This window comes from Pseudoalteromonas sp. UBA2102 (assembly GCF_002331165.1).
Lineage (GTDB): Bacteria > Pseudomonadota > Gammaproteobacteria > Enterobacterales > Alteromonadaceae > Pseudoalteromonas > Pseudoalteromonas atlantica.
Map to the genome: position 1 here is coordinate 53549 of NZ_DCYU01000084.1, position 25193 is coordinate 78741.

General features: G+C 40.4%; 20 protein-coding genes. 10 read left to right on the plus strand and 10 right to left on the minus strand.

Annotation, left to right across the window (positions count from 1 at the left end; genetic code table 11):
- Nucleotides 1–247: 247 nt before the first annotated feature.
- The 4 genes from B2R65_RS11540 to B2R65_RS11555 all read left to right on the plus strand — a co-directional run bounded on the left by B2R65_RS11540 (nucleotide 248) and on the right by B2R65_RS11555 (nucleotide 4552).
- A complete protein-coding gene (locus B2R65_RS11540; RefSeq protein WP_004586667.1) occupies nucleotides 248–1462 on the plus strand; it encodes a thiamine pyrophosphate-dependent dehydrogenase E1 component subunit alpha in 1215 nt (404 codons plus the stop codon).
- The gene (locus B2R65_RS11545) at nucleotides 1462–2439 is read left to right on the plus strand and encodes an alpha-ketoacid dehydrogenase subunit beta (protein ID WP_286742786.1); all 978 of its coding nucleotides are present in this window, start codon (nucleotides 1462–1464) and stop codon (nucleotides 2437–2439) included. Before B2R65_RS11540 ends, B2R65_RS11545 begins: the two co-directional genes overlap by 1 nt.
- Nucleotides 2440–2447: 8 nt before the next feature.
- Nucleotides 2448–4046 (plus strand): dihydrolipoyllysine-residue acetyltransferase, encoded by a 1599-nt coding sequence (locus tag B2R65_RS11550; protein WP_286742789.1) that lies wholly within the window; start codon nucleotides 2448–2450, stop codon nucleotides 4044–4046.
- Nucleotides 4047–4186: 140 nt separating this feature from the next.
- Nucleotides 4187–4552 (plus strand): DUF805 domain-containing protein, encoded by a 366-nt coding sequence (locus tag B2R65_RS11555; RefSeq protein WP_286742792.1) that lies wholly within the window; start codon nucleotides 4187–4189, stop codon nucleotides 4550–4552.
- A gap of 68 nt (nucleotides 4553–4620) precedes the next feature.
- On the opposite strand, the gene B2R65_RS11560 is transcribed toward B2R65_RS11555, so the two are convergent.
- Nucleotides 4621–5790 carry a putative manganese transporter gene (locus B2R65_RS11560; RefSeq protein WP_286742794.1) on the minus strand — a complete coding sequence of 390 codons (1170 nt, stop codon included), beginning with the start codon at nucleotides 5788–5790 and terminating at the stop codon, nucleotides 4621–4623.
- 140 nt (nucleotides 5791–5930) lie between these two features.
- Nucleotides 5931–7556 (minus strand): M28 family metallopeptidase, encoded by a 1626-nt coding sequence (locus tag B2R65_RS11565; RefSeq protein WP_273602614.1) that lies wholly within the window; start codon nucleotides 7554–7556, stop codon nucleotides 5931–5933.
- Nucleotides 7557–7669: 113 nt separating this feature from the next.
- On the opposite strand from B2R65_RS11565, the gene B2R65_RS11570 reads away from it, so the two are divergent.
- From B2R65_RS11570 to B2R65_RS11585, 4 genes are all read left to right on the plus strand, one after another.
- On the plus strand, nucleotides 7670–8482 hold the full coding sequence (locus tag B2R65_RS11570; protein WP_286742797.1) for a DUF3025 domain-containing protein: 813 nt from the start codon (nucleotides 7670–7672) through the stop codon (nucleotides 8480–8482).
- Entirely contained in the window at nucleotides 8479–9267 is a 789-nt protein-coding gene (locus tag B2R65_RS11575) for an ABC transporter ATP-binding protein (RefSeq protein WP_024033559.1), read from the plus strand. The genes B2R65_RS11570 and B2R65_RS11575 overlap by 4 nt, the downstream gene beginning before the upstream one ends.
- Nucleotides 9260–10468, plus strand: a complete 1209-nt coding sequence (locus B2R65_RS11580; RefSeq protein WP_024033560.1) for an ABC transporter permease — start codon at nucleotides 9260–9262, stop codon at nucleotides 10466–10468. Before B2R65_RS11575 ends, B2R65_RS11580 begins: the two co-directional genes overlap by 8 nt.
- Nucleotides 10469–10761: 293 nt before the next feature.
- Nucleotides 10762–13818: an ATP-binding protein gene (locus B2R65_RS11585; protein ID WP_286742802.1), complete on the plus strand. Its 3057-nt coding sequence runs from the start codon at nucleotides 10762–10764 to the stop codon at nucleotides 13816–13818.
- A 17-nt stretch (nucleotides 13819–13835) separates the two neighbouring features.
- Here B2R65_RS11585 and B2R65_RS11590 read toward each other — a convergent pair whose 3' ends face one another.
- The 6 genes from B2R65_RS11590 to B2R65_RS11615 form a co-directional block, all read right to left on the minus strand.
- The gene (locus B2R65_RS11590; RefSeq protein ID WP_024033562.1) at nucleotides 13836–14675 is read right to left on the minus strand and encodes a UDP-2,3-diacylglucosamine diphosphatase; all 840 of its coding nucleotides are present in this window, start codon (nucleotides 14673–14675) and stop codon (nucleotides 13836–13838) included.
- A 229-nt stretch (nucleotides 14676–14904) separates the two neighbouring features.
- The gene (locus B2R65_RS11595; RefSeq protein WP_286742807.1) at nucleotides 14905–16629 is read right to left on the minus strand and encodes a proline--tRNA ligase; all 1725 of its coding nucleotides are present in this window, start codon (nucleotides 16627–16629) and stop codon (nucleotides 14905–14907) included.
- A gap of 90 nt (nucleotides 16630–16719) precedes the next feature.
- Nucleotides 16720–17424: a tRNA (N6-threonylcarbamoyladenosine(37)-N6)-methyltransferase TrmO gene (gene tsaA, locus B2R65_RS11600; RefSeq protein WP_029773613.1), complete on the minus strand. Its 705-nt coding sequence runs from the start codon at nucleotides 17422–17424 to the stop codon at nucleotides 16720–16722.
- Nucleotides 17425–17716: 292 nt separating this feature from the next.
- On the minus strand, nucleotides 17717–18286 hold the full coding sequence (locus B2R65_RS11605; RefSeq protein ID WP_024033565.1) for an outer membrane beta-barrel protein: 570 nt from the start codon (nucleotides 18284–18286) through the stop codon (nucleotides 17717–17719).
- Nucleotides 18287–18526: 240 nt separating this feature from the next.
- Entirely contained in the window at nucleotides 18527–18991 is a 465-nt protein-coding gene (locus tag B2R65_RS11610; protein ID WP_004586653.1) for an acyl-CoA thioesterase, read from the minus strand.
- 133 nt (nucleotides 18992–19124) lie between these two features.
- Nucleotides 19125–20771, minus strand: coding sequence for an electron transfer flavoprotein-ubiquinone oxidoreductase (locus B2R65_RS11615; protein ID WP_286742814.1), 1647 nt, complete (start codon nucleotides 20769–20771; stop codon nucleotides 19125–19127).
- 206 nt (nucleotides 20772–20977) lie between these two features.
- On the opposite strand from B2R65_RS11615, the gene B2R65_RS11620 reads away from it, so the two are divergent.
- Together B2R65_RS11620 and B2R65_RS11625 are read left to right on the plus strand one after the other, a co-directional pair.
- On the plus strand, nucleotides 20978–21727 hold the full coding sequence (locus B2R65_RS11620; RefSeq protein ID WP_286742817.1) for an electron transfer flavoprotein subunit beta/FixA family protein: 750 nt from the start codon (nucleotides 20978–20980) through the stop codon (nucleotides 21725–21727).
- Nucleotides 21728–22654 carry an electron transfer flavoprotein subunit alpha/FixB family protein gene (locus B2R65_RS11625; RefSeq protein ID WP_286742820.1) on the plus strand — a complete coding sequence of 309 codons (927 nt, stop codon included), beginning with the start codon at nucleotides 21728–21730 and terminating at the stop codon, nucleotides 22652–22654.
- A 50-nt stretch (nucleotides 22655–22704) separates the two neighbouring features.
- Here B2R65_RS11625 and B2R65_RS11630 read toward each other — a convergent pair whose 3' ends face one another.
- A complete protein-coding gene (locus B2R65_RS11630; protein ID WP_286742823.1) occupies nucleotides 22705–23637 on the minus strand; it encodes a PstS family phosphate ABC transporter substrate-binding protein in 933 nt (310 codons plus the stop codon).
- Between the two features lie 152 nt (nucleotides 23638–23789).
- Nucleotides 23790–25187, minus strand: a complete 1398-nt coding sequence (gene asnS, locus B2R65_RS11635) for an asparagine--tRNA ligase (RefSeq protein WP_286742825.1) — start codon at nucleotides 25185–25187, stop codon at nucleotides 23790–23792.
- Nucleotides 25188–25193 lie beyond the last annotated feature (6 nt).

Here is a 25193-nt window from a genome sequence, read left to right on the forward strand (position 1 = left end):
TCACCTTAAATATTTAACTGTATGTTTTTATTAGTTTAATAAATGCGTACAGTTAACTTTCCATATTTTTAATCGTATTTTACTTTTGTTTCGTCTTACACTTGTTGAATAACATCTTACGTTAACGTAAGGTGGTGGCAGCTTTAATTAAATACAGCGCAGATGCTGCAAAGTTTATTCGCAAGCCTCACCCATAATAAAAACTTAAAAGGGGTGCTGTATCACAGACAACAAGAGAAGGTAGGTTATGAGTAATCCAAATAACGTATCGCTGAATATTAACCACGACCTCGAGTTTATAGACGGTCATGCGCTAACTATTCCAACCCTTAGTATTTTAACTGAGGACGGCGACATTCATCCTAGTGCTACCGCACCGACTATTTCTAAACACACAGCGATTAAACTATACGAAACAATGCGTTTTATTCGCCTACTTGATGAGCGGATGCAAGGGGCGCAGCGCCAAGGCCGCGTAAGCTTTTATATGCAATGTTTAGGTGAAGAAGCCGCTGTTACTGCCTCTGCTGCTGCACTTGATCAAGATGACATGATTATGGCGCAATACCGCGAGCAAGCCGCTTTGCATTACCGCGGATTTACGCTTGACCAATTTATGAATCAAATGTTTTCTAATGAGTTAGATTTAGGAAAAGGGCGCCAAATGCCGATTCATTATGGTTCAAAAGAATTAAATTATATGACCATATCATCGCCCCTTGGTACGCAAATTCCTCAAGCTACGGGTTATGCCTACGGGCAAAAAGTAAAACACATTGACGCAAAAACCGGCGAGCTTGCAAGCACCATAGATAATGTGACGATTTGTTACTTTGGTGAGGGCGCAGCATCTGAAGGTGACTTTCATGCGGGTTTAAATATGGCTGCGGTACACAAAGCCCCTGTTATATTTTTTGCACGTAATAACGGGTATGCAATATCAACGCCTGCAGATGAGCAATTTAAAGGCGATGGTATAGCGTCGCGAGGCGTAGGGTATGGCATTAAAACCATACGTGTTGATGGCTCAGATGCATTAGCCGTGTTTGCAGCAACACAAAAGGCCCGCGAAATTGCAGCAACGCAGGGCGAGCCGGTATTAATTGAGTCAATAGCGTACAGATTAGGCGCTCACTCAACCTCAGATGACCCAAGTGGTTATCGCTCAAAAGATGAAGAGGCCACGCATAAAGTTTGCCCAATTGATAAATTTAAAAAATGGTTGATCAAGCAAGAGTGGTTAAACGAAGAGGACGATGCTAAAGCGAAAGACACTATTCGTGAAGATATTTTAGCCGCCCTTAAACGTGCTGAAAAAGTGCAAAAGCCAGCGCTTGAAGAGCTAATATCAGATGTTTACGATACGCCAATTCCTTCACTTGAGCGTCAATATAACGATTTAAAAGCACATATAAAGCAGCACCCAGATGCGTACCCAATCACAGCAGGGAGAATTAAGTAATGGCTAAAATGAACATGCTACACGCAATTAATTCTGCGCTCGATATCACCATGAATGAGCACCCTCAGGCGTGTATTTTTGGTGAAGATGTTGGCTATTTTGGTGGTGTTTTTAGGGCGACCTCAGGTTTGCAAGAAAAGTACGGTAAACACCGCGTATTTAACACACCGCTTACAGAGCAAGGTATTTTAGGTTTTGCCAATGGCTTAGCCGCGTTTGGCGCGCCTGCACTTGCTGAAATACAATTTGCTGATTATATTTTTCCGGCATTTGATCAAATAGTTAATGAGTCTGCCAAGTTTAGATACCGCAGTGGTAATGAATTTAACGTGGGCAATTTAACGATACGAACACCGTATGGTGGCGGTATTGCGGGGGGCTTATATCACTCACAATCGCCAGAGGCATATTTTGCCCATACGCCAGGGTTAAAAATAGTGGTACCGCGTAACCCGTACCAAGCAAAAGGGTTACTACGAGCAAGTATTAAAGACGATAACCCCGTTATTTTCTTCGAGCCTAAACGTTTATACCGCGCTTCTACCGGCGAAGTACCAGAGGGTGATTACAGCATTGAGCTGGGTAAAGCAGAAGTAGTACAAGAAGGTAAAGATATCACTGTACTTGCGTGGGGCGCGCAAATGGAAATTGTTGAAAACGCAGCAAAACAAGCCAATGAACAAGGCATTAGTTGTGAGGTGATTGACCTTAGAAGCATATTACCTTGGGATGTTGAGACAATTGCTAAGTCGGTTACTAAAACAGGACGTTTAGTGATAAGCCACGAAGCGCCTATTACCAATGGCTTTGGTGCAGAAATTGCGGCGACTATTCAGCAAGAGTGCTTTTTACACCTTGAGTCACCTATTATGCGAGTATGTGGGTTAGATACACCTTACCCATTAGCACTTGAAAAAGAATATGTGCCTGATGCGCTAAAAGTAATGGCCGCAATTAAACAATCAATGGATTTTTAGGGGATACCATGGCTAAAGATTTTATATTACCCGATATTGGTGAAGGCATTGTTGAGTGCGAAGTGGTTGAATGGCTAATACAAGAGGGTGACACAGTAAAAGAAGATCAACCCATTTGTGACGTGATGACCGATAAAGCCCTAGTGCAAATACCGGCTGTGCACGATGGCGTAATCACTAAATTGTATTATCAAAAAGGGGAGATAGCGCAGGTTCATGCACCCTTGTTTGCTATGAATGTAGCCGATGAGCAAAGCCAAAGCGATGAAACACACACAGAGCAAGTGCAAAATACACAAAGCGACAACGCATCGTCAGAGCATTTAGAAGATTTTATTCTTCCAGATATTGGCGAGGGGATTGTTGAGTGTGAAATTGTTGATTGGCTAGTGGCCGAAGGCGATGAAATACAAGAAGATCAGGCTGTGTGTGATGTAATGACCGACAAAGCGCTGGTACAAATTCCGGCTAAATACACAGGGACAGTGCAAAAGCTTTACTATCAAAAAGGTGAAATTGCTCAGGTACATAGCCCGTTATTTCAAATGAGCATAGCCGGCAGTACAGCAAAACCCAATGTAGATGTAAACGACGCCGTTGTAAAAGCACAAAGTAAAGCGGCAGATAAATCTATAGCAACGCAGCAAACAACAGCAAATAAAGTTGTTAATAAAAAAGCGGTTGCCTCACCGGCTGTAAGGCGCAAAGCGCGAGAGCTTGATGTTGATTTAACGTGCGTACCGGGCAGCGGTAAAAATGGCCGCATTTATAAACAAGACATAGAAGAATTTATTAAAGGTGAGGTACCTAACACAATAGATACATCACCACTTAGTAGTGCTACTACTAAAAGCAGCGTTACTCAAAGTAAAGAGCCACAATCGCCACAAACACAAAGCGGTGGTATGCGTGCAGAGCCAATTAAAGGCATTAAAGCGGCTATGGCGAAGCAAATGATGGCCTCGGTCTCTACAATCCCTCACTTTACCTTTAGTGACGAGATAGACTTAACGCAATTAATTGCCCTGCGAGCGAGTTTAAAAGAGCAATATAAAGCGCAAGGTGTAAAGCTCACTATGATGCCATTTTTTATCAAAGCGTTATCGCTTGCGATGAAAGAGTACCCAGTGCTTAATTCTAAAGTAAATGATGATTGCACTGAGCTTACCTACTTTGACGATCATAATATTGGGGTAGCAGTGGATTCAAAAGTGGGTTTGCTAGTGCCTAATATTAAATCGTGCCAATCTAAGAGTATTGTTGAAGTTGCAAACAGTTTAACACGCTTAACTGATGCAGCACGCGAGGGACGCGTAGCACCAGATGACTTAAAAGGGGGCACCATTAGCATTTCAAATATTGGGGCAATTGGCGGCACTATTGCGACCCCGATTATTAATAAGCCAGAAGTTGCAATTGTAGCATTAGGGAAGTTACAACACTTACCGCGCTTTGATGAAAGCGGGCAAGTTGTGAGTAAAGCTATTATGCAAGTGAGTTGGTCAGGCGATCACCGCGTTATTGATGGCGGTACAATTGCGCGCTTTAATAACTTGTGGAAATCGTACCTAGAAAGTCCATCGGCAATGATGATGGCTATGAGTTAATAATTAAACTTATAAAAAAACCAGCAATTTGCTGGTTTTTTGTTTTAAAGCGCGGTGTTTTTAATTAAGATACAAATGTTACTAAAAGGTAATAAAACAAACCCGCTAGGGAATATAAAAACTAACACTAAGGAATTGTAATGGAACATTATATGAACGCGCTGCGTAGCTACGCAGATTTTTCAGGACGTAATCGCCGTAAAGCATTTTGGATGTTTTACTTAATAAATTTATTAATCAGCATAGTACTAGGTGTTGTTGATGAGCTAATGGGCGTAGCTGTAATTGGTACTATCTATAGCTTGGCACTGTTAATTCCTCAATTAAGCGCAGGTGCACGCCGTTTACACGATACTGGCCGTTCTGGCTGGTGGCAGCTACTTTGGTTAGTGCCAATCATTGGCTGGATTGTTATAATTGTATTCCTTGCGCAAGACTCACATGAAGGTGAGAACGATTATGGCCCAAATCCAAAAGAGTTAGCGGTTGAACCTGTTTCTGTATAAATAATACGCTAACATTAAAAAAGCTCAGCAATTGCTGAGCTTTTTTGTACTTATGATTTTTTAAACTGTTAACTTAAAAAATAAAGCCCGTAACCAACAACTAAAGCAGGTATAGAGGTATACAAGGTAGCAATTACAGCCGCTTTTGGCGCCATTGCAATGGCAGGAAACAACGCATCGCCATCATTTGAAATCGCATTAGCAGCTAATCCACTAAAAGGAATAATGCCCTGTATATAAAGCGTGGTTACAATTATTTGTGGCCCACAGCCAGGTAAAAAACCAATGACGACTGCAATTAACGGTGCTAAATAGGCGTAGTGCATAAACCAGGTTTTTAAATCAAGCCCTACCACACTGACTAATATTTCAAACAACATGAACGAAGCCACCACCCATGCAGTTACAAAATGGGTATCTTGTAATACTTTTATAAGCTTAGAAGGCGGATTACATTCATCCTCTTCAGAGGTTACTTCTTTATAGGTTTCACCTTTAGAAGAGTAGGCCCATATAACAACCGTAAACAGTGCCATTGCTGCACCAAATAAGCTAATACCGGTGCTGGTATATTGACCAAATTGGTTAAAGTCCACATTAAATGCAATTAAAAACGCAATGATTAAACTTGGAATAATGGCAAACATCCACACAGGTTTGCTAATTTTTATTATTTTAGTGGGCAAAACTTTTACTTGGTGTTTTTGCTCTTGTGCGCTGGGACGTAAAAAGTCAGGTTTGTGAATTGCATTAACTATTAATCCACACAGCGTGCCTACCACTAAACCTATAGCCATTATTGTTAAGCCTTCAGTAGGGCGCGTAGCAAGCAGTAAAAAAGCAGCATCGCCCATTGTGGCGGTAAGTACAGCAACAATAGCCCCAAAGCTTGCTTGGCCTTTAGTGTATTGAGTAACCACAATAATTGCACCACCACAGCCGGGTAAAGCGCCAAGAACGGATGCAAACAGCACTTCAAGCGACTTAGATTTAGCGCTTAAGTAGCTCATTTCTAATTGAGGGATATGTTCTATTGCGTAGTAGTAAATAAGTAACGTAGCCGCTACAAATACACTAACCTGAAAAAACGCATCACTGAGAGCAGTAATGGTTATTTCGCGAAGACTAGGAACAGCTAAACATACCAATAAAAAAAGTGGTAGGAGTAAGCGTTTATTTTGGCTAACAAACCGTTTGGAAGCTGGCGTAATAAATCCTATTTGAGAGAGTAAAATCATAAGTGTGCCCCAGTTTTATTTTAACTAAGACACACTGTATACATTTTGCAAATGATAATCAATATCATTTGCATCTGTTTAAATCGATAGCTCAGTTTGAGTTTTTCGATGGTAAATAACCTACGCTCAGGCTAAATACATTATTTGCGTTGAAACTCTGAGTTTTCGTACCATGCTGGCCATTGTGCTTGCTCAGAAATATCAAAGCCTACTTTATAAAATAATTGTAGGTCTTGCACCGCACCCGATAAATCCCACTCATCGCGGTATCTGTCACAGGGTTGATGGTAACAACCACGTAGCACTAAGCTCATACGTTTACGGTAATTTGCTGTATCCTCATCAGCGGCAACAGTACCGCCGCCTGCATACATAGCCGGAATACCCATGTTTGCAAATGCAAAGTGATCAGAGCGGTAATAACCACCTGAAGATGGTTTAGGGTCGCCCGCTATTGTTCTACCTTGCTCTTTTGCTGCTTTGGCTAGTAGGTCGTCCATTTGCGACTTACCTAAACCTACTACGTTCATGTCTTTTACTTTACCTAATAAGTTTAGGCTATCCATGTTTATATTGGCGACTGTTTTATCGGCAGCAATAACTGGGTTAGCAGCGTAGTATTTAGATCCAAGTAAGCCTTGCTCTTCAGCCGTAACAGCTAAAAATGTCATTGAGCGAGTAGGGTGCTTTGGTAGCTTAGTAAATGCCTCTGCAACCTCAATTAGCCCCGCAGTGCCTGTGGCGTTATCGTGTGCCCCATTATAAATTTGGTCGCCCTTACGGGTTGTATCTGTACCTAGGTGATCCCAATGCGCTGAATAAATAACATGTTCATCCGCTTTTTCGCTACCCGGCAACGTTGCAATAAAGTTATACGACACCGATTTTTTAATTGTATTTTTAACATTAACCGATGCAGTTAAATCGCCCATGTCAACGTTATACGCACCTTTAGCTGCATTGGCTTTTGCAGTCTCAAAATCAAGACCCGCCTTAGCAAATAACTCTTTAGCTACATCAGTGGTTACCCAGCCTTCAACCGCAACGCGGTCCATATTGTTGTTCTCTTTTTGAAAACCAAACTGCTCACCGCTCCACGAGTTTTCAACCACTGACCACGGGTATGATGCAGGGGCGGTTTCGTGAATGATGATAGCACCGGCTGCACCTTGACGACTCGCTTCTTCATATTTATAAGTCCAGCGGCCGTAGTAGGTCATTGCATCGCCGGTAAATAACGTAGGATCTTTTGTAGCAAAACCCGGATCGTTAACAAGCATTACAACAGTTTTGCCTTTTACGTCTAGGCCTTCGTAATCGTTCCAGTTATATTCAGGGGCATTTACACCGTAACCTACGAAGACAAGCTCTGAATTTTCAATCCCTTCTTGTGCGCTAATGCGGCTACTGCCCATAACCATGTCTTTTTTGTATTGATAATCTTTACCACCAATACTTAATACCATATTTGAATCAGCTTCTAATGAAACAAGCGGCACTTCTTGTAAAAAGCTATCACCATTACCAGGTTCAAACCCTAATGCTTTAAATTGTGTAGTTAAGTAATCAAGCGTTAACTTTTCACCTTCAGATGAAGGCGCTCTACCGCCAAATTCATCAGAGGCAAGCACTTTAATGTGCGCTGCAAGTTCATCTGCTTTAATACTGTTGTAACCATTTGTTACATCGGTAGGTGTAATACTTGTTGTTGCACAGCCAGCTAATACAGCGCCAGCAATCAGTGTGAGAGAGAAATATCGTTTCATAGTAGCTCTATTCTTGTTCTAAGATGTGATTAGTATATTAACTTCTATTAATTAGAACCAGTTTTTGCGGTAAACTGCCCACAAATTAACAGCATAAATTGTTAAAGGTATAAATGAAGCGCTTTACTCCGCCCGAGCAATGGCAAGTTAGTAGTTTGAAAAGCGGTGCGTTTGAGCACTTACGAACACTGTTTAATATTGATAAACAAACTGATTGGCCAACCCCCGATTGGTTCACTGTGTATTTGAATGCCATTAATGCTAATAACCTCCCCATAACGTTTGAAGACGATTCAAGCGTTGATTTTGGTGAGCGCTATTATGAGCAAGTCATTTTTGAAACTGGCGTAGTGCCAACACGCAGTAAAAATTGGCACGACTTATTTGGTGGCTTTATTTGGTGTTTGTTTCCAAAAACTAAGGCGCTTATTAATCAGCGCCACGTGCAAGAAATAGCGCAACATGGCTTAAAGCAACGTACTAAACATCGTAATGCACTCACATTATTTGACGAGTGCGGCGTGGTGCTTGCCATTAGTGATACTAAGTGGCAAACGCTTTTAACAGACCATCAATGGAAAACTGCATTTATAACTCACCGAGAAGAGTGGGGCAAAACAATACAACCTTTTATGTTTGGCCACGCTAATTATGAAATGCTTACAAAACCCTATATTGGTTTAACGGGTAAAGCGTTATTTGTAAGTGTACCGGATGAAATATTTTGTAAAGATTTAGTTACTCAATATCAGTACCTAGACCAAGTACTTTATGAGAAGATAAAAATAGAGCATTGCTTAGCCGATAACAAACAGCTTTCTCCATTGCCATTATTAGGTGTACCAGGGTGGCATGACGCAAATGTGAATGAATCGTTCTATGATAATACCGACTACTTTAGAGCTAAACGAAGGATACGAAAATGATAGAAGTCGCAGGGCTTAAAAAAAAGTTTAAGTTAACCAAGGATCATAAAAAAAATAAAGTTGATGATATAGACCCGCGTGAAGATAAAGATTTTTTTCATTCAGTAAGAGATGTCAGCTTTCAATGTGCAAAAGGCGAAGTGTTAGGGTTACTTGGCCCTAATGGCGCAGGTAAAACTACTACATTGCGTATGCTCTCAACTGCACTTAAGCCCGATGAAGGCACAATAACTATTGCCGGCAACGACATAATTAAAAAGCCGTTAGTAGGGCGCAAGTCTATTGGTTTTTTATCCGGTTCAACAGGCTTGTATGGTCGCCTGACCGTAAAAGAAAATATTGAATACTTTGCAAAGCTTCATGGAATGAACAAAGAGCAAATAGCGGCTCGTTGTGAAGAACTTTTTACTTTGCTCGACATGCATAAATTTATTGATAAACGTGCAGAAAACCTATCTACCGGCATGAAGCAAAAAGCCAATATTGCCCGTGCTGTGGTACATCACCCAGAAGTGGTGGTACTCGATGAGCCAACCACAGGCCTTGATATCATGACCACACAAACAGTGATCAACTTTATAAAAGGCTTAAAGGCGCAAGGCACGCCTGTTATTTTTTCAACGCACCATTTAGATGAAGTGGCCCTTTTATGTGACCGTGTTGCGGTAATTAATGAAGGCGTAAGCTGCTTTGATGGCACACTTGCTGAATTCAAACAGGCAGGTAATAGTGAAGAGCTAAACCAAGCGTTTATGAATATTTTAACGGAGAAACACGATGTTTGAAGTTTTTAAAAAGGAATTAACAGAACTCTTACGCGATAAAAAAACCTTGTTGTTTGTAGTCGCTCTACCCGTTGCGGTGTTTCCCTTATTATTTGCCGTTATGGCGTTTATTAGCTCTCAAGCGGCACTCGATGCTGAACAAAAGGTACATACCTACGCCATTATTAATGGCGACTACGCGCCAGAGTTTACCGAAAAAGTGTTTTATCATAAAAGCTTTGAACTTTATAAAGGTGCTAAAACCTTTAATAGCATTGAAGAGCTAAAAGAAGGGGTAATCGCAGGTGATATAGACATGGGTATATATTTACCCACTAACGCTAAACAAGCTTTGAATGATGCCCAGCAAAGTAAGTGGGAAGTGGTATTTAATGATGCTAAATCTATCAACTTTTTATTTCAGCGTGTAAAAGAGCTCGCCAAAGAATATAGCGATGCATTACAAACAGAAAAATTAATCAGTTTTGGTATTGAAAAAGAAGCTCATTTAGCACTTTTAACCCCTATTGAAGTAGTTAAGGTTGATACCGCCGATAAACGTGAAAACTTAGGTGAAAAACTAGGTGGCTTTTTGCCCTACCTACTGATTCCTATAGTTCTTATGGGCGCTACGTACCCAGCAATAGACTTAGGTGCAGGTGAAAAAGAGCGCGGTACATTAGAAACCTTATTGCTTACACCTATTACGCGTACAGAGCTTGTACTAGGCAAATTTATAACCTTACTGACAACCTCAATTGCATCAACAACTATAACTGTACTCAGTATGGGCGGGTGGATAGCCGTAGCCCTTGCATTTGCAGACCTAGAAGTAATTAAAACAGCATTTAGCTCATTAGCGGTAAGCGATTTGTTAATGATTTTTGTATTGTTACTACCTATTGCCGCGATATTCTCAGCATTGGCGTTAGCAATATCTATTTATGCTCGTACATTTAAAGAAGCGCAAAACTACATGGCACCATTGAGTATGGGGGTGTTTTTTCCCATCATTGTATCCATTATGCCTAATGTAGAGCTAACAGCTAAAACTGCTTTTATTCCTGTTACTAATGTTGCGCTCGCAATTAAAGAAATTGTTAAAGGCACGGTAGATTACACCCTTGTAGGCTTAATATTTTTAGCAACAGCTATTATAGCTGGGGCGTTACTTGCCTTTTGTGTTAAGTGGTTTAACCGCGAAGACGTATTATTTAGATAGTTTAAGGTTTTATAAACGGGCAGGGTATTGCCTTGCTTGTTTACTTTTACTACCCATTAACTGTTATCGCTTATAATTTTTTTATTTGCCGTCTATATTAATTTGTATGTTTTTTAGAATGGTATTCATCTTAAATTAACACTGCTTTTTAATAGTAATACTAAGTGATTGGTTTAGAGTATTTGTTCAAACTTTAATTACACTTTTTTAAGTAACTAATTATTTTTACTTCTATTTTTTATCAAATAATCCTCTATAATCTAACCTAGAAAATAGTGAGGAGTGAGGGTTCAATGCTAAAAAGGAATGTATTTATAACAGCAGCAAAAGGTAATAAATTATTACTGGTTGCCATTATTGTTTTTTTAGTTATTGCATTGCCTTCGGTATATGTGTTTGAAAAAAAAGTACGCGCAGAGATATATAACGATGCACGTAATGAACTCAATCGTGAGCTTGAAACAAAAGCCGCGTCTTTAAAAAATCATTTAAACGACAGTATTACCGCTATTCGCTTTTTAAACGCCACTCCACCTATTCAAGGTATATCTAGAGCGACCGACAACCAATTAATCGACCCACTATTACAAACCCCAATTGCTGTATGGCAAGACCGCCTTGCTGATATTTTTAGCGGGTTTATGCAAACCGACGATTCTATTTTGCAAGCACGTTACATTATGCTTGCTGAAAATGGCCAAGAGATAGTACGTGTAGACCGCTTTTTAGGTGACATAATTAGGCTAGAGGGCGCACAACTGCAAAAAAAAGGCGGGCGAGACTACGTACTTAAAGCCAGCATGCTTGATGAAAAAAGCGTGTATATATCGCCTATTAACTACAACCGCGAAAACGGCGAAATACAAAAACCCTTTGTGAGTACATACCGCGTAGCTAAGCCTGTTTTCGATCATTTAAAGCAAGTGTTTGCAATTTTAGTGACAAACTACTCAGCAGATAAGTTATTTGAAAGTTTAACGTTTGAACTTCCACCTGGGATTAATATTTATTTGCTTAATAATGAAAGCGAATTTTTATACCACCCAAACCCAGATTTACGGTTTGGCTTTGAATTTAACCAAGCCAAAACTTGGATCGATGAATTTAGCCCCACACAAAACATGAACTCTCACGAAACCTTGTTAATAGGTGATGCGCCAAAACAGTACTTTTTAAATAAACGGGTAAGTTTTGAAGGCGATATTGCCATGCTGCCGTTAGAGATGGCCGTTTCTGTTGATTCTGAAACCTTGTTGGAACGCGTAGCAAAAAGGCGCGAAAGTTTTATTGCCATCACCGCCACATTTTTTACCATATTTATAATTATTACGCTGTTATATCAGCGTTATATTAATCGCAAGCTGCTTATACACTCTTTAACAGAGCAAAATAATAAAGTGATTGAAAATTCACTCGACGCCATTTTTACCATAGACAGTGATGAAACCATTATTCACTGTAATCAAACGGCTAAAAAAGTTTTTGCAAGTAGGCTAGGTAATGACAACACCCGCTTTAGTAACTTATTTACCCTTGCAGATGAAGATAAAAACTGCATTAGTGAAACCATAGAGCATGGCTCTAAAATGCCATTTGAAGCGGTTTATACTGGTGATGATGGCAATAAAGAATATTATTCAATCACGCTGACCAGCGTATTTGATGTATTTAGCAATCGTTATCAGGTTGCTGCTATTTTGCGTAATATCAGCTCGTTAAAGCAAACTCAATCACAGTTACAGGGTTTAAATAGCACGTTAGAGTTAAAGGTATCTCAGCGTACTGTTGAACTTGAGCGAGCGATTGACCAAGCCCTTGCCGCAAGCCAAGCAAAAAGTGACTTTGTAGCCAATATTTCCCACGAAATACGCACACCCATGAACGGTGTTTTAGGCATGCTTGAAATGCTAAAAGAAGACAGCCTCAATGAGCAACAGCAACACTATTTAAAATTAGCCAATAGCAGTGCACATTCGTTAATGAGTTTAATTAACGATATTTTAGATTTTTCTAAAATTGAAGCGGGTAAACTAGATATTGATAATCACTCGTTTGATGTTATCTCTGTCTGTAGCGATATGATCAATTCAATTGCGCTGCAGGGCCAACGTAAAGGGTTAGAGGTCTTTTTAAATACCCAAAACGTGGTTGATAGAATGGTTATTGGTGATAGCCATCGCCTTAAGCAAATTTTAATTAATTTAATAAATAATGCGTTTAAGTTTACGCATAAAGGCGAAGTAAGTTTAACCTTAAACTCTAAATACATTACCGACAGTAAAATTTTAATGAGCTTTATAATTAAAGACACCGGTATTGGTATTGCCCCTGAAAACATCGATAAACTGTTCGATGTGTTTACCCAAGAAGATTCAAGCACTACGCGCCATTTTGGTGGCACCGGTTTAGGGTTGTCTATATGTAAAAAATTGGCGCAATTAATGGGCGGTAATATCACCGTTAGCAGTGAAAAGGGCGTTGGCAGCACCTTTATTGCCACGGTAGAGTTACATGTGGCGCAACAGCAAAAACTTAATACCGGCATTGAGCTTTCTAAAGAGGTCAGTGTAGCGGCGCTTATTGCGCGCGATAACGTATTTAAAAATGTATGCGGATTATTAACTCAAACCTGTAAAATTCAGCCAAGCCATATTACAAGGCTCGACTACTTTAGTGAACACAGTGAATTTGATGCCGATTTACTGATTATTGATGACGAACACCCGCAAGTTAATGCGCTAATAAGCTACTGCGAAAAGGCAGATAAAAAATACGTGCTTATATTGCGAGACATGGTGGTGAATAAGCAATCTAAAAAGGTGTTTCCTGAGCATAGCCACATTTTGCACAAACCACTTACGCAAGATCAATTTACCTATAAGCTAGGCAGTATTTTTGGCGCTAATAATGAGTTTGTTTTAACCGCGCCTAAACAAGCAAACGACATAGAGCCAGAGCCTGAGTTGTCTAAGTATCATGTATTATTGGTTGACGACAACATGATTAACATTGAGGTAGCGAAGGCTATTTTAAAACGCACAGGGATAAAAATTACCTGTGCAAGTGATGGTATAGAAGCACTCTCTGCCCTTAAATTTAATCAAGAGCAACCGTTTGACTTAATTTTAATGGATTGCCAAATGCCTAACCTAGATGGCTACGATACCACCAGCGAAATAAGAAATGCTAAAGCTGGGGTTGAGTATATTAGCATTCCAATTATTGCCATGACCGCAAGTGCAATGGAAGGCGATAGAGAGCGTTGCATTACCGCCGGCATGAATGATTATATTACCAAGCCAATAAAGCCTAAAACACTTAAAAATAGGCTACTAACCTGGTTAAACTAAATGGGCTAAGTCAGCAGTTACGCTGCTGACTTACTTGGTTTGGTATCAGTTTGAATAGGTTTAACTAAGCTGGTTACATCGGCTGTATCAAGTACTTTTTGCGTATCAGACCAATGCAAAAGCTCTATTTTACCATTTGGTTGCTCAACTAATGCAGTACAGCTTTCAATCCAATCACCATCATTACAATACACTATGCCATCTACTACTTTAATTTTAGGGTGATGGATGTGTCCGCAAATGATGCCATCGACCTTTTGTTTTTTTGCCTCATGAATAGCGGCATCTTCAAAAGCCGCAATGGCTTCCCGGGCTTTATGAACGCGTGCTTTTATCCATGCAGCAAGCGAATAGTAGTTACCGCCAAACACTTTACGAACTCGGTTAGTCCAACGATTTAAAAACAGCAGTAAGTCATATCCTGCATCGCCTGCAATGCTAATGAGCTTGTTGTAGCGGGTTGCCGAGTCAAAGTCATCACCGTGAAGCAGTAAAAAGCGTTTATTGGCTTTTGTGGTATGAATAAACTGCTGGTGGACTTCTACACCAAATAAAGTTTGATTTATGTAGTGGCGAAAGGTCTCGTCGTGGTTACCAGGTATGTATATTACACGGGTGCCATCAAGGGCTTTTTGTTGTATACAACTAAGCACTTGGTAATGAGATGGGTGCCAATAAAAACTGCGCTTCATCGACCACAGATCAACAATATCACCCACTAAATAAAGCGTATCGCATTCAATTGAATTTAAAAAATCTAATAAATAGTCGGCTCTACAGTCTTTATACCCTAAATGTACATCCGATATCCAAACGGCTGGATAATGTTGTTTTTTACGCTGTTGATTGTTTGTCATGCCCGTCATCCATAGTGTAATAATTAAACACTGTAGATAAATCTAATGACACTTATGAGACACTTTAGCGAAGCCTCCATGACAATTTATATCAAACCAGCTAATTAAAGTTTATTGTTATGGAAAGAAGATTAGGTGACTAGCTTTTATATATATTACCATTAAATGCGCATAAAAAAGGCCGCATGTTTAAATGCGGCCTTATAGTTTGTTTTAAGCGTAGGTGTTATTAACCTTTAACAGCCGCTTTAATAGTCTCTATTGCGGTGTCTAAATCAACCATTAACTTTTCACCGGTACGGCGATTTTTAAGCTCAACCTTATTTTCATCAAGGTTACGCTCACCAATCACTAAAGTATAAGGTACACCCATTAATTCCATGTCGTTAAACATAACGCCAGGGCGCTCTTTACGGTCATCAAATAAAACATCTAGGCCTGCATCTTTTAAACCTTGGTATAGATTATTAGCAATATCAGGAATACGATGCGACTTATGCATGTTCATTGGCACAATAGCTAAATCAAATGGGGCAATAGATTGTGGCCAAATAATACCGTAATCATCATTATTTTGCTCAATAGCCGCTGCCACAATGCGCGAAACACCAATACCGTAACAACCCATAGTCATTACTTGGTTTTTACCCGACTCGCTCAGTACGCCTGCTTTCATGGCTTCTGAGTACTTAGTACCAAGTTGGAAAATATGACCAACTTCAATACCGCGTTTAATTTGTAAAGTGCCTTGTCCACACGGGCTCGGATCGCCTTCAACAATGTTACGAATATCAGCAACTTGATATTCTTTAACATCGCGATCCCAGTTAATTCCGCTAAAGTGCTCGTTATCTTTATTAGCACCGGCAACAAAATCTGCCATTACATTAGCGGTTCTGTCTACAATAATTGGCATTGATAAACCCACCGGGCCAAGTGAACCAGGCTTTGCACCAATAGCCGCAACAATGTCAGCCTCAGTGGCCATTTCAAGTGGAGAGTCTACAAGTGGGTGCTTTTCAGCCTTTAATTCGTTTAACTCGTGATCGCCACGTAGTACAAGTGCAACTAAACCACGTTGTTCGTTTTCATCTGGGGTACCGTACACAATTAAGGTTTTAACGCCGCGGTGTGGTTTAACGCCGTAGTGCTTTTTAAGCTCGCTAATTGTTTTAGCATCCGGTGTAGGAAACGCTTTAAGCTCTTTAGATGGCTCAGGACGACTTTGAGTTGGAGCTAACGCTTCTGCTTTTTCGATGTTAGCTGCATAATCGCTTGCATCACTAAAGGCAATTGCGTCTTCACCTGATTCAGCAAGTACATGAAACTCATGCGATAAGCTACCACCAATAGAGCCTGTATCAGCAAGCACAGGGCGGTATTCTAAGTTTAAGCGTTCAAAAATATTACAGTACGCTTTGTGCATTACTTTATATGTGGCATCTAAACACGCTTCACTTAAATGAAATGAATACGCGTCTTTCATCGTAAATTCACGTGCACGCATTACACCAAAGCGTGGGCGTCTTTCATCGCGCACTTTAGTTTGTACTTGGTACAAAGTAACAGGCAGTTGTTTATAGCTGCTAATCTCTTTACGAACAAAATCTGTAATTACTTCTTCATGCGTAGGACCTAGCGCAAACTCACGGTTATGGCGGTCGTTAAAGCGAACAAGTTCAGGACCAAATTGCTCCCAACGGCCAGACTCTTGCCATAAATCAGCAGGTTGAATAACCGGCATCAACATTTCTATTGCGCCTGCTTTATCCATTTCTTCACGAACAATATTTTCTACTTTACGAAGCACGCGTAAACCAGAGGGTAACCATGTATATAAACCCGAAGCGACGCGACGGATCATACCTGCTCTAAGCATTAATTGATGCGAAACAATTTCAGCATCTGATGGCGTTTCTTTAAGTGTTGCGAGTATATATTGACTGGTACGCATGATTTTTCCGAAATTAAGTAATATGTTCTTTTTAATAGGGCGCTAAGTTTACCAGCGCTTGCTTTTACACTAAAGCGCTAACTGCACTTTTTAGTTATTTTCTATACTTGTTACTAAGTTATGCTCGCCGTTAACCTGCCAGCGTATATTATAATTATACAGTGTCATACCATAACTTTGCTCGCCTTGTTTTTGTTTTTTATAGGCAGGGCGTGGGTCTTGTTTTAGTACATTAGCAATAAAATCTTCAAGCTCAGGGTAGTGTGTTTGCTTGGCAATAAAATCAATTGCCTCGGGTGAAAACGCGACGCTCATTTGTGTTTCTGGTCGGGTATCGGCAAAACCGGCACTGGCGTCGTGCATTGCATCTGAATACGGTAAGTAAGGCTTTATATCCACAATAGGCGTGCCATCGAGTAAATCTATACCAGCAAGCAGTAAACTAAGTTGGCCGTTTTTATACTCAACGCCTTCAAGTTTTACAGCGCTCATCCCAATGGCGTTGGGTCTAAATGTGGCACGCGTTGCAAAAACGCCTTTGCGCTCATTGCCGCCTAAACGTGGGGGGCGCACCATAGCTGAATAGCCTTTATCGGCGGTTTCATGAAACCTAAACAATAGCCAAATATGGCTAAATTCTTCAATGCCTCGCACAAATTCTTCACGATTAAACTCAGCAGTAAAAATAAGTTTGGCTTTAGCTTGAGGCACTAAACGTGGCTGCCTAGGTATTGCAAACTTTTGTTTATAAGGGGATTGAATGTGGCCAACAGCCGAAATGCTATAATCGCTCATAATGCTCAGTTAACAAAAAAATAGGGTGCTATTCTACCTCTATTTAGTATTTATAGCAGTACAGTTAATGCGTTATATTTTAGACTGACTGGTTTAATCGAGTATTAGACTAAGCGGTTTAAAATGTAGTAATTAGTGTTTATACCAATCTGCTTAATTAAGTTGAGTTATTTTGAGGCTGGAGCGACACGTTTAGCCCCGCAAAATGATTAGCTATTATTACGGATGGGTATTATTTATAAGCAACAAAAAGGTGAGCACATGGCTCACCTTTAAGTGTTTTAAATGCTAATTAAAACATGTATTGAATTGATACAGATGCAACATCCATTTCTGGGTCAATTTCATCATCTAGTTCGTAGCGTTCGTACTCTAAGCGCATTTGAACATTGCTAGAAAATGCGTATTGAATACCTGCGCCGTAAAACACGTCGCCGCCGTCTTGTGATGCTGAAATGCTACCAACAGGAAGCTCTTGCTCTACATCTGCATCCCATTCAAACCAACCACCTTTAGCATATACTGAAAAGCTTTCAGAAAGCGGAGCCGCTAAAATAGCTGCTAATGACACACCATCAACTTCTGCTTTGCTGTCGATGTCGCTCACTTCATCAAAGTTTTGATAAGCTAACTCAACACTAAAGTGTTCGTTAAATTGTGTACCAATGTAACCTTTTAGCATTTGTGCATCGTCATCAAATTCAGTGTCGTTTTCGCTGTCTTCAAATTCAAATGAGTATTGGCCATAACCAACACCTGTATAAATGCGAGGAGAATCAAAATCCGTAATGTCAGCGTGTGCTGCAGAGTTAAAACCCAGTGTTGCTAAAGCAATTGCAGAAAGAGAAAGTGTTTTAATCATTGTATAGCTCCTTTAAAAAAATAATAAATGTTTGATTTAACTTATCAAACGACAATTAGTTATTTGCAGTGAGCATGCCAACAATAGGCTGTGGTTACAAAATAGCCGTAAAAACGACTTATACGGCATTTTTACGGCTATTTTGTATTTTTTATAGGCAGGGTGAACTTTTTTAGTTTTTTGTTTTCTAAGTAAAGGTTGTACCTTTTACACGGTCTATGTGAATTTTACATTGTACTTTTATACTTTATGAAGCAAATTTTCTGTCTCAATTGCAATTTGTTTCATTTTAATAGCGTAGTTTTCCAATTTAATATCTTCTTCTGTTTGTGCTTTAAAAGCAGGAACCTCTACCGGGTAACCTGTTTCGTCCATTGCTACAAAGCTAATAACACAGTGGTTTGTTTCTACCATGTTTTGAGTTTTAGGATCGCCACACCGTACTTGAATAAATATTTGCATACTTGTTGAGCCTGTATGCGCAATTTTTGCTTCAACTTCGACAATTTGGCCAACCAAAATAGGGCGTCTAAATTTAACCCCAGCAACAGAAACAGTAACACAATAATGGCCGCTCCAACCTGCAGCGCAGGCATAACCCGCTTGGTCAATCCATTTCATGACCACACCACCATGAACCTTCCCACCAAAATTTACATCGGTAGGCTCTGCTAAAAAACGAAATACAACATTTGACGACGGCATATTAAATACTCACTTTATGAAACTTACCTATGAGCATACCGCAAAAAAGGGGCCGAAGCCCCTGCAATTTAGGATAGGTTTATAATTTATATGTAAAAGATAGGTTTTTAATGCACCTTTGTGCATAAAATAGTTACATATTAGGGTAGTTTGGCCCGCCAGCACCTTCGGGTGTTACCCAGGTAATGTTTTGGCTTGGGTCTTTTATGTCGCAAGTTTTACAATGCACACAGTTTTGAGCATTAATCACAAACTGATCTTCACCTTCAATTTGTTGCACTTCGTATACCCCTGCAGGGCAATAGCGCTGTGCGGGTTCGTCAAACTTTACTAAATTAACCGCAATAGGAATGGCGGGATCTTTAAGCTTTAAATGGCAAGGCTGCGACTCTTCATGATTAGTATTAGATAAAAACACGCTAGAGAGCTTATCAAAGCTAAGTAGGCCATCAGGCTTAGGGTAGTCAATGTGAGGGCTGTTAGCTGCATCTTTTAGCGTATCGTAATCGGGCGTGTTGTCTTTAAAGGTAAAGGGCAGTGCACCGTTGAAGATGTTTTGATCAAGGGTATTATACGCACCCCCAGCAAACTTACCTAATGTATGCATCGCGGGGCCAAAATTACGCGATTGGTAAAGCTCTTTATAAGCCCAAGAATTTTCAAACGCGTTTTTATAATCAGCTAAATCAGTATTAGCTTGGCCACTTTGGAGCGCTTTAAAAATAACTTCTGCCGCCACCATGCCCGATTTCATTGCGGTATGGTTACCTTTAATTTTGGCAAAATTGAGCGTACCGGCATCGCAACCTATTAATAAGCCACCAGCAAAATGCATTTTAGGCAGTGAGTGAAGGCCGCCTTTTGAAATTGCACGGGCGCCATAGGCAATGCGTTCACCCCCTTCAAGGGTTTGCTTAAAAACAGGGTGGTGTTTCATTCGTTGAAACTCATCAAACGGGCTTAAATGCGGGTTAGAATAATTTAAATCAATAATTAACCCTACAACCACTTGATTGTTATCGCAGTGATACATAAAAGAGCCGCCATTGGTATCGCCACTTAGCGGCCAGCCCGTACCATGCACTACTTTACCTTGCTGGTGCTTACTGGCATCTATTTGCCAAATCTCTTTAAAGCCTAAGCCATAGTGCTGTGGTGACACATCTTTATCAAGCGCAAACTCGTTGATAAGCTGCTTACCTAAATGGCCGCGACACCCCTCAGCAAATACAGTGTATTTAGCGCGAAGTTCCATACCTGGCATATAACCATCTTTTTCATTGCCGTCTTTATCAACGCCCATATCGCCCGTAATAATGCCTTTAACGGTGTCTTGCTCAATAATTAAAGAGTGAGCGCTAAAGCCTGGGAATATTTCAACGCCTAAATTTTCAGCTTGCTCGGCAAGCCATCGGCACACATTGCCCATAGAAACAATGTAATTACCTTCATTATGAAATGTTTTAGGGGTCGCAAAGCGAGGGAGAGTAGTGGCTTTTTCGCTGTTATTAAACCAATAAATTTCATCCTGTGTCACTTGTGTAGTGACGGGAGCGCCAAGCTCTTGCCAGTTAGGCAAAAGCTCATCTAAGGCTTTGGTTTCAAATACAGCACCTGAAAGAATATGCGCGCCTACCTCGGAGCCTTTTTCTACCACACAGATAGTTTGTTCTTGTTGTTTTTCTTGCGCTAGCTGTGCGAGTTTAATTGCACTGGCAAGGCCCGCTGGGCCGGCACCTACAATAACTACATCAAATTCCATGGTTTCACGTTCGACCATAATAACCTCTTAATCAATGACGGGCTTAGCTAAATTAGATAAGCAATGCAGCCTTTTTAATACTTGCACATTAAATGTTACAGGCTGTGAATACTTTAAGGTTATTTTAGGTTGACGTTTACGTCAACAGGAAGTAGTCTGAATTCATAAAATAAATAGGTTGACGTACACGTTAGCTTGTAGGTTTAAATATAGATGGAGTTCCTATGAAAGTTCTCGTTCCAATAAAAAGAGTGATCGATTACAACGTTAAAGCACGCGTAAAGGCTGATAACAGCGACGTTGACTTAGCAAATGTAAAAATGGCAATGAACCCATTTTGTGAAATTGCGATAGAAGAGGCCATTCGATTAAAAGAAGCGGGCACAGCAACAGAGGTTATAGCGGTAACAATTGGTGCAAAAGCAGCCCAAGAGCAGCTACGCACCGCTCTTGCATTAGGTGCAGATAAAGCCATTCACATCGAAACCGATGAAAAACTAGAATCGCTGCACATTGCTAAATTATTAGCAAAATTAGTTGAGCAAGAAGCCCCAGAACTAGTTATTTTAGGCAAGCAATCAATTGACTCAGACAACAACCAAACAGGCCAAATGCTTGCGGCTTTAACTAAGCGCGGCCAAGGTACGTTTGCCTCTAAGGTGGATATAAACGGTAACACAGTGAATGTAACTCGTGAGGTAGATGGTGGCTTACAAACTGTTGCACTTCAACTGCCCGCTATTGTAACTACCGATTTACGCTTAAACGAGCCTCGCTATGCATCGCTGCCAAATATAATGAAAGCAAAGCGTAAACCACTCGATGTTATAGCAGCAGATTCGTTAGGTGTAGATTTAACACCCCGCGTACAGCTAATGAAAGTAGAAGAGCCGGCTAAGCGCAGTGGCGGTATTATTGTTGAAGATGTAGCCCAGCTGGTAGAGAAACTTAAAACAGAGGCAAAGGTGATTTAAATGAAAACACTTGTAATTGCAGAGCACGATAACGGTGCACTAAAACCAGAAACCTCAAAAACAATCAATGCGGCAAGTAAATTAGGCTTTGATATAGATGTACTTATTGCGGGCTTAAATATAGGTGCAATGAGCGAACAGGTTGCCGGTATTGAAGGTGTAACAACTGTACTCACTGCCGATAATGCACTTTATCAGCATCAGTTAGCTGAAAATATGGCCGAGCTTGTTTTAGCTATTGCCGATAATTATACGCATATTGTTTCCAGTGCAACCACCACAGGTAAAAACTTTATGCCTCGCGTTGCAGCGCTTTTAGATGTAGCGCAAGTGTCAGAAATAATAGAAGTAATAGATAGCGATACATTTAAACGGCCCATTTACGCCGGTAATGCAATTGCCACGGTTAAATCGCTTGATAGTAAAAAAGTGATCACCGTACGAGCGAGTAGTTTTGACTTACAAAACCAACAATCACCTGCCAGCATAAATGCATTAGATACGCTAAATGATACTCAATTAAGTGACTTTGTAAGTATCGAACAAACCGAGTCAGAGCGTCCTGAGCTAACTGCAGCAGAGGTAGTTATATCAGGTGGTCGTGGCATGCAAAATGGTGAAAACTTTGCCTTATTAAACGGTATTGCTGACAAGTTAGGCGCTGCAATTGGTGCGTCTCGTGCTGCCGTTGATGCAGGCTTTGTACCTAACGATATGCAAGTAGGGCAAACAGGTAAAATCGTAGCGCCTAATCTGTATATTGCCGTGGGCATAAGCGGTGCTATTCAACATTTAGCAGGTATGAAAGACTCAAAAGTTATTGTAGCGATTAATAAAGACCCAGACGCACCTATATTTCAGGTGGCAGATTACGGGCTGGTTGCTGATTTATTTGAGGTATTACCGCAGCTTGAAAACGCGCTATAAACATATTCTGGTTGTAAAGCCGCGGTGAACTTAGGTTCCTGCGGCTTTTTTTATTCAGCCTCAACCAAAGAATAATGATGCGCTGACAAAGTATCTAAAACACGCTTATCTTTTAATAAATTGAGCAACACCTCTATTTGTTCTACAGAGCGGCTCGATTGGCTATTTACCAATAAAATTAGTGGGCGAACAAACGTATATTCACCATTTTTAATAGTTTCATCTGAAACGTTAACGCCATTGATACCGAGTAAATTTATTTTATTTATTTTTTTAGAGCCCTGCAGCTGCGAGACTGCACCGTAAGAGTCAAAAGCAATGGCATTGGGCATGCGTTGTACTATGCCAAGGGCTTGGTTAAATTCGTCATACATTTGCACTTCCATTTTAGGAAATAACCCTCGGTTACCAGCCTGCTTTAGTTTAATTGTATTACCATTTGGAACCCGCATAAAAGATAGGTTTAAAAACTCTAATAAAATATCAAATGTGCCATGGTTATAGGCCTTACTAAACAGAAGAATTTTATTATCTCTTTGTGTCTCTGGTTTATAATCTGGGTTAATTTCTTGCCACGTTTTATATTTGCCCGAATAAATGTCGCTGAGTTGCTCTACGCTTAGCGAATCAATGTTATTTTTTTTATTAGTAAAAAATACCAGCGCATCTTGCGCAATAACAATTTGACGTACATGAGGGTATTGCTCTTGCTCTGCATTGGTTAAATAGCGTGATGCTGTACCAATATCAATAATGTTTTGTGCTATGGCTTTAATGCCTTTAGTACTGCCCATAGAGCGGACTTGCATGGCTGTATTAGTTTGCTCTTCATAGTTGGGCTTTAATAAATGCAATAGGTGCGAGACCGAAGAAGAGCCGCCAATAAGTAAAGGCTTGTGATCGGGGGCAATATCAGAAACTGATGTTGCAATGTTAGAGGATGAAAGCAGAACGGTGGCTGCTAAAATAAGGTTTTTTATCATGCTATTAGCCAAATAACGAATACGTTATAAAACTATAGTTCAAAATTTATAAATCTCTAATTTATAAACAGTATTTTACAAAGCCATAATTAAAAAACAACAGGCATTAAAAAGCCAGCAAAAAAGCTGGCTTTTAAAATCAATTAATTTGATTAGTAGGTTGCGCTGCCTTTAGTACGAGGGAAGGCAATCACATCACGTACGTTGCCCATACCTGTAACATAAGCAACTAGGCGTTCAAAACCTAAACCAAAGCCAGAGTGTGGCACGCTACCGTATTTACGTAAATCGCGGTACCAGCTGTAATCTTCTTTGTTTAAGCCCATTTCATCTAAACGCGCATCAAGCACATCAAGGCGCTCTTCACGTTGTGAACCACCAATAATTTCACCAATGCCTGGTGCTACAACGTCCATAGCGGCAACGGTTTTACCGTCTTCGTTTTGGCGCATGTAAAACGCTTTAATATCGCGCGGGTAGTTTTTAATAACAACCGGTGCTCTAAAGTGCTCTTCAGCTAAGTAGCGCTCGTGCTCAGATTGTAAATCTACACCCCATTCAACGGCGTACTCAAACTTTTTACCACATGATTTAAGTATTTCTACGGCGTCAGTGTAATCAACTTGGGCGAAGTCTTTTTCTACAAACTCTTCTAAACGGCTAATCGCTGTTTTTTCGATACGTTGTGCAAAAAATTCCATGTCGTCACGGCGCTCTTCAAGTACTGCTTTAAATACGTACTTAAGCATGTTTTCAGCAAGTTTTGCAATATCTTCTAAATCAGCAAATGCTACTTCAGGTTCAACCATCCAAAACTCAGCCAAGTGACGAGACGTGTTTGAGTTTTCTGCACGGAATGTTGGGCCAAAGGTGTAAATTTTTGACATAGCCGATGCGTATGTTTCACCATTTAACTGGCCAGATACCGTTAAAAAGGCTTCTTTACCAAAAAAGTCTTCGCTGTAATCAACGTCGCCTTTATCAGTGCGTGGCAAGTTTTGCATATCAAGTGTTGATACGCGGAACATTTCACCTGCGCCTTCACAGTCACTGGCTGTGATGATTGGGGTGCTGATCCAGTAAAAGCCTTGCTCGTGGTAAAAACGGTGAATAGCTTGTGCTAAACAGTTACGCACACGTGTTACTGCACCTATCATGTTTGTACGTGGGCGAAGGTGAGCGTGCTCACGTAAATACTCAATGCTGTGGCGCTTAGCGGCCATAGGGTATGAATCTGGGTTTTCTACCCAACCTAAAACTGTGACAGAATTAGCTTGAATTTCAAATGACTGACCTTTACCTGCAGATTGCACTAACACACCAGTAACCGACACAGAACAACCGGCTGTTAAGCTAGTAACTTCATCATAATTATTTAGTGAATTAGGAACTACCGCTTGAATAGGATCAAAACACGAACCGTCATGAACGGCTAAAAATGATATTCCTGCTTTTGAATCGCGGCGTGTACGGATCCAGCCTTTTACTGTTACTTGGCTGTCTACCGCAACATTGCCTTTTAATAGCTCTGAAATCGCTAAATGGCTCATCTTCAC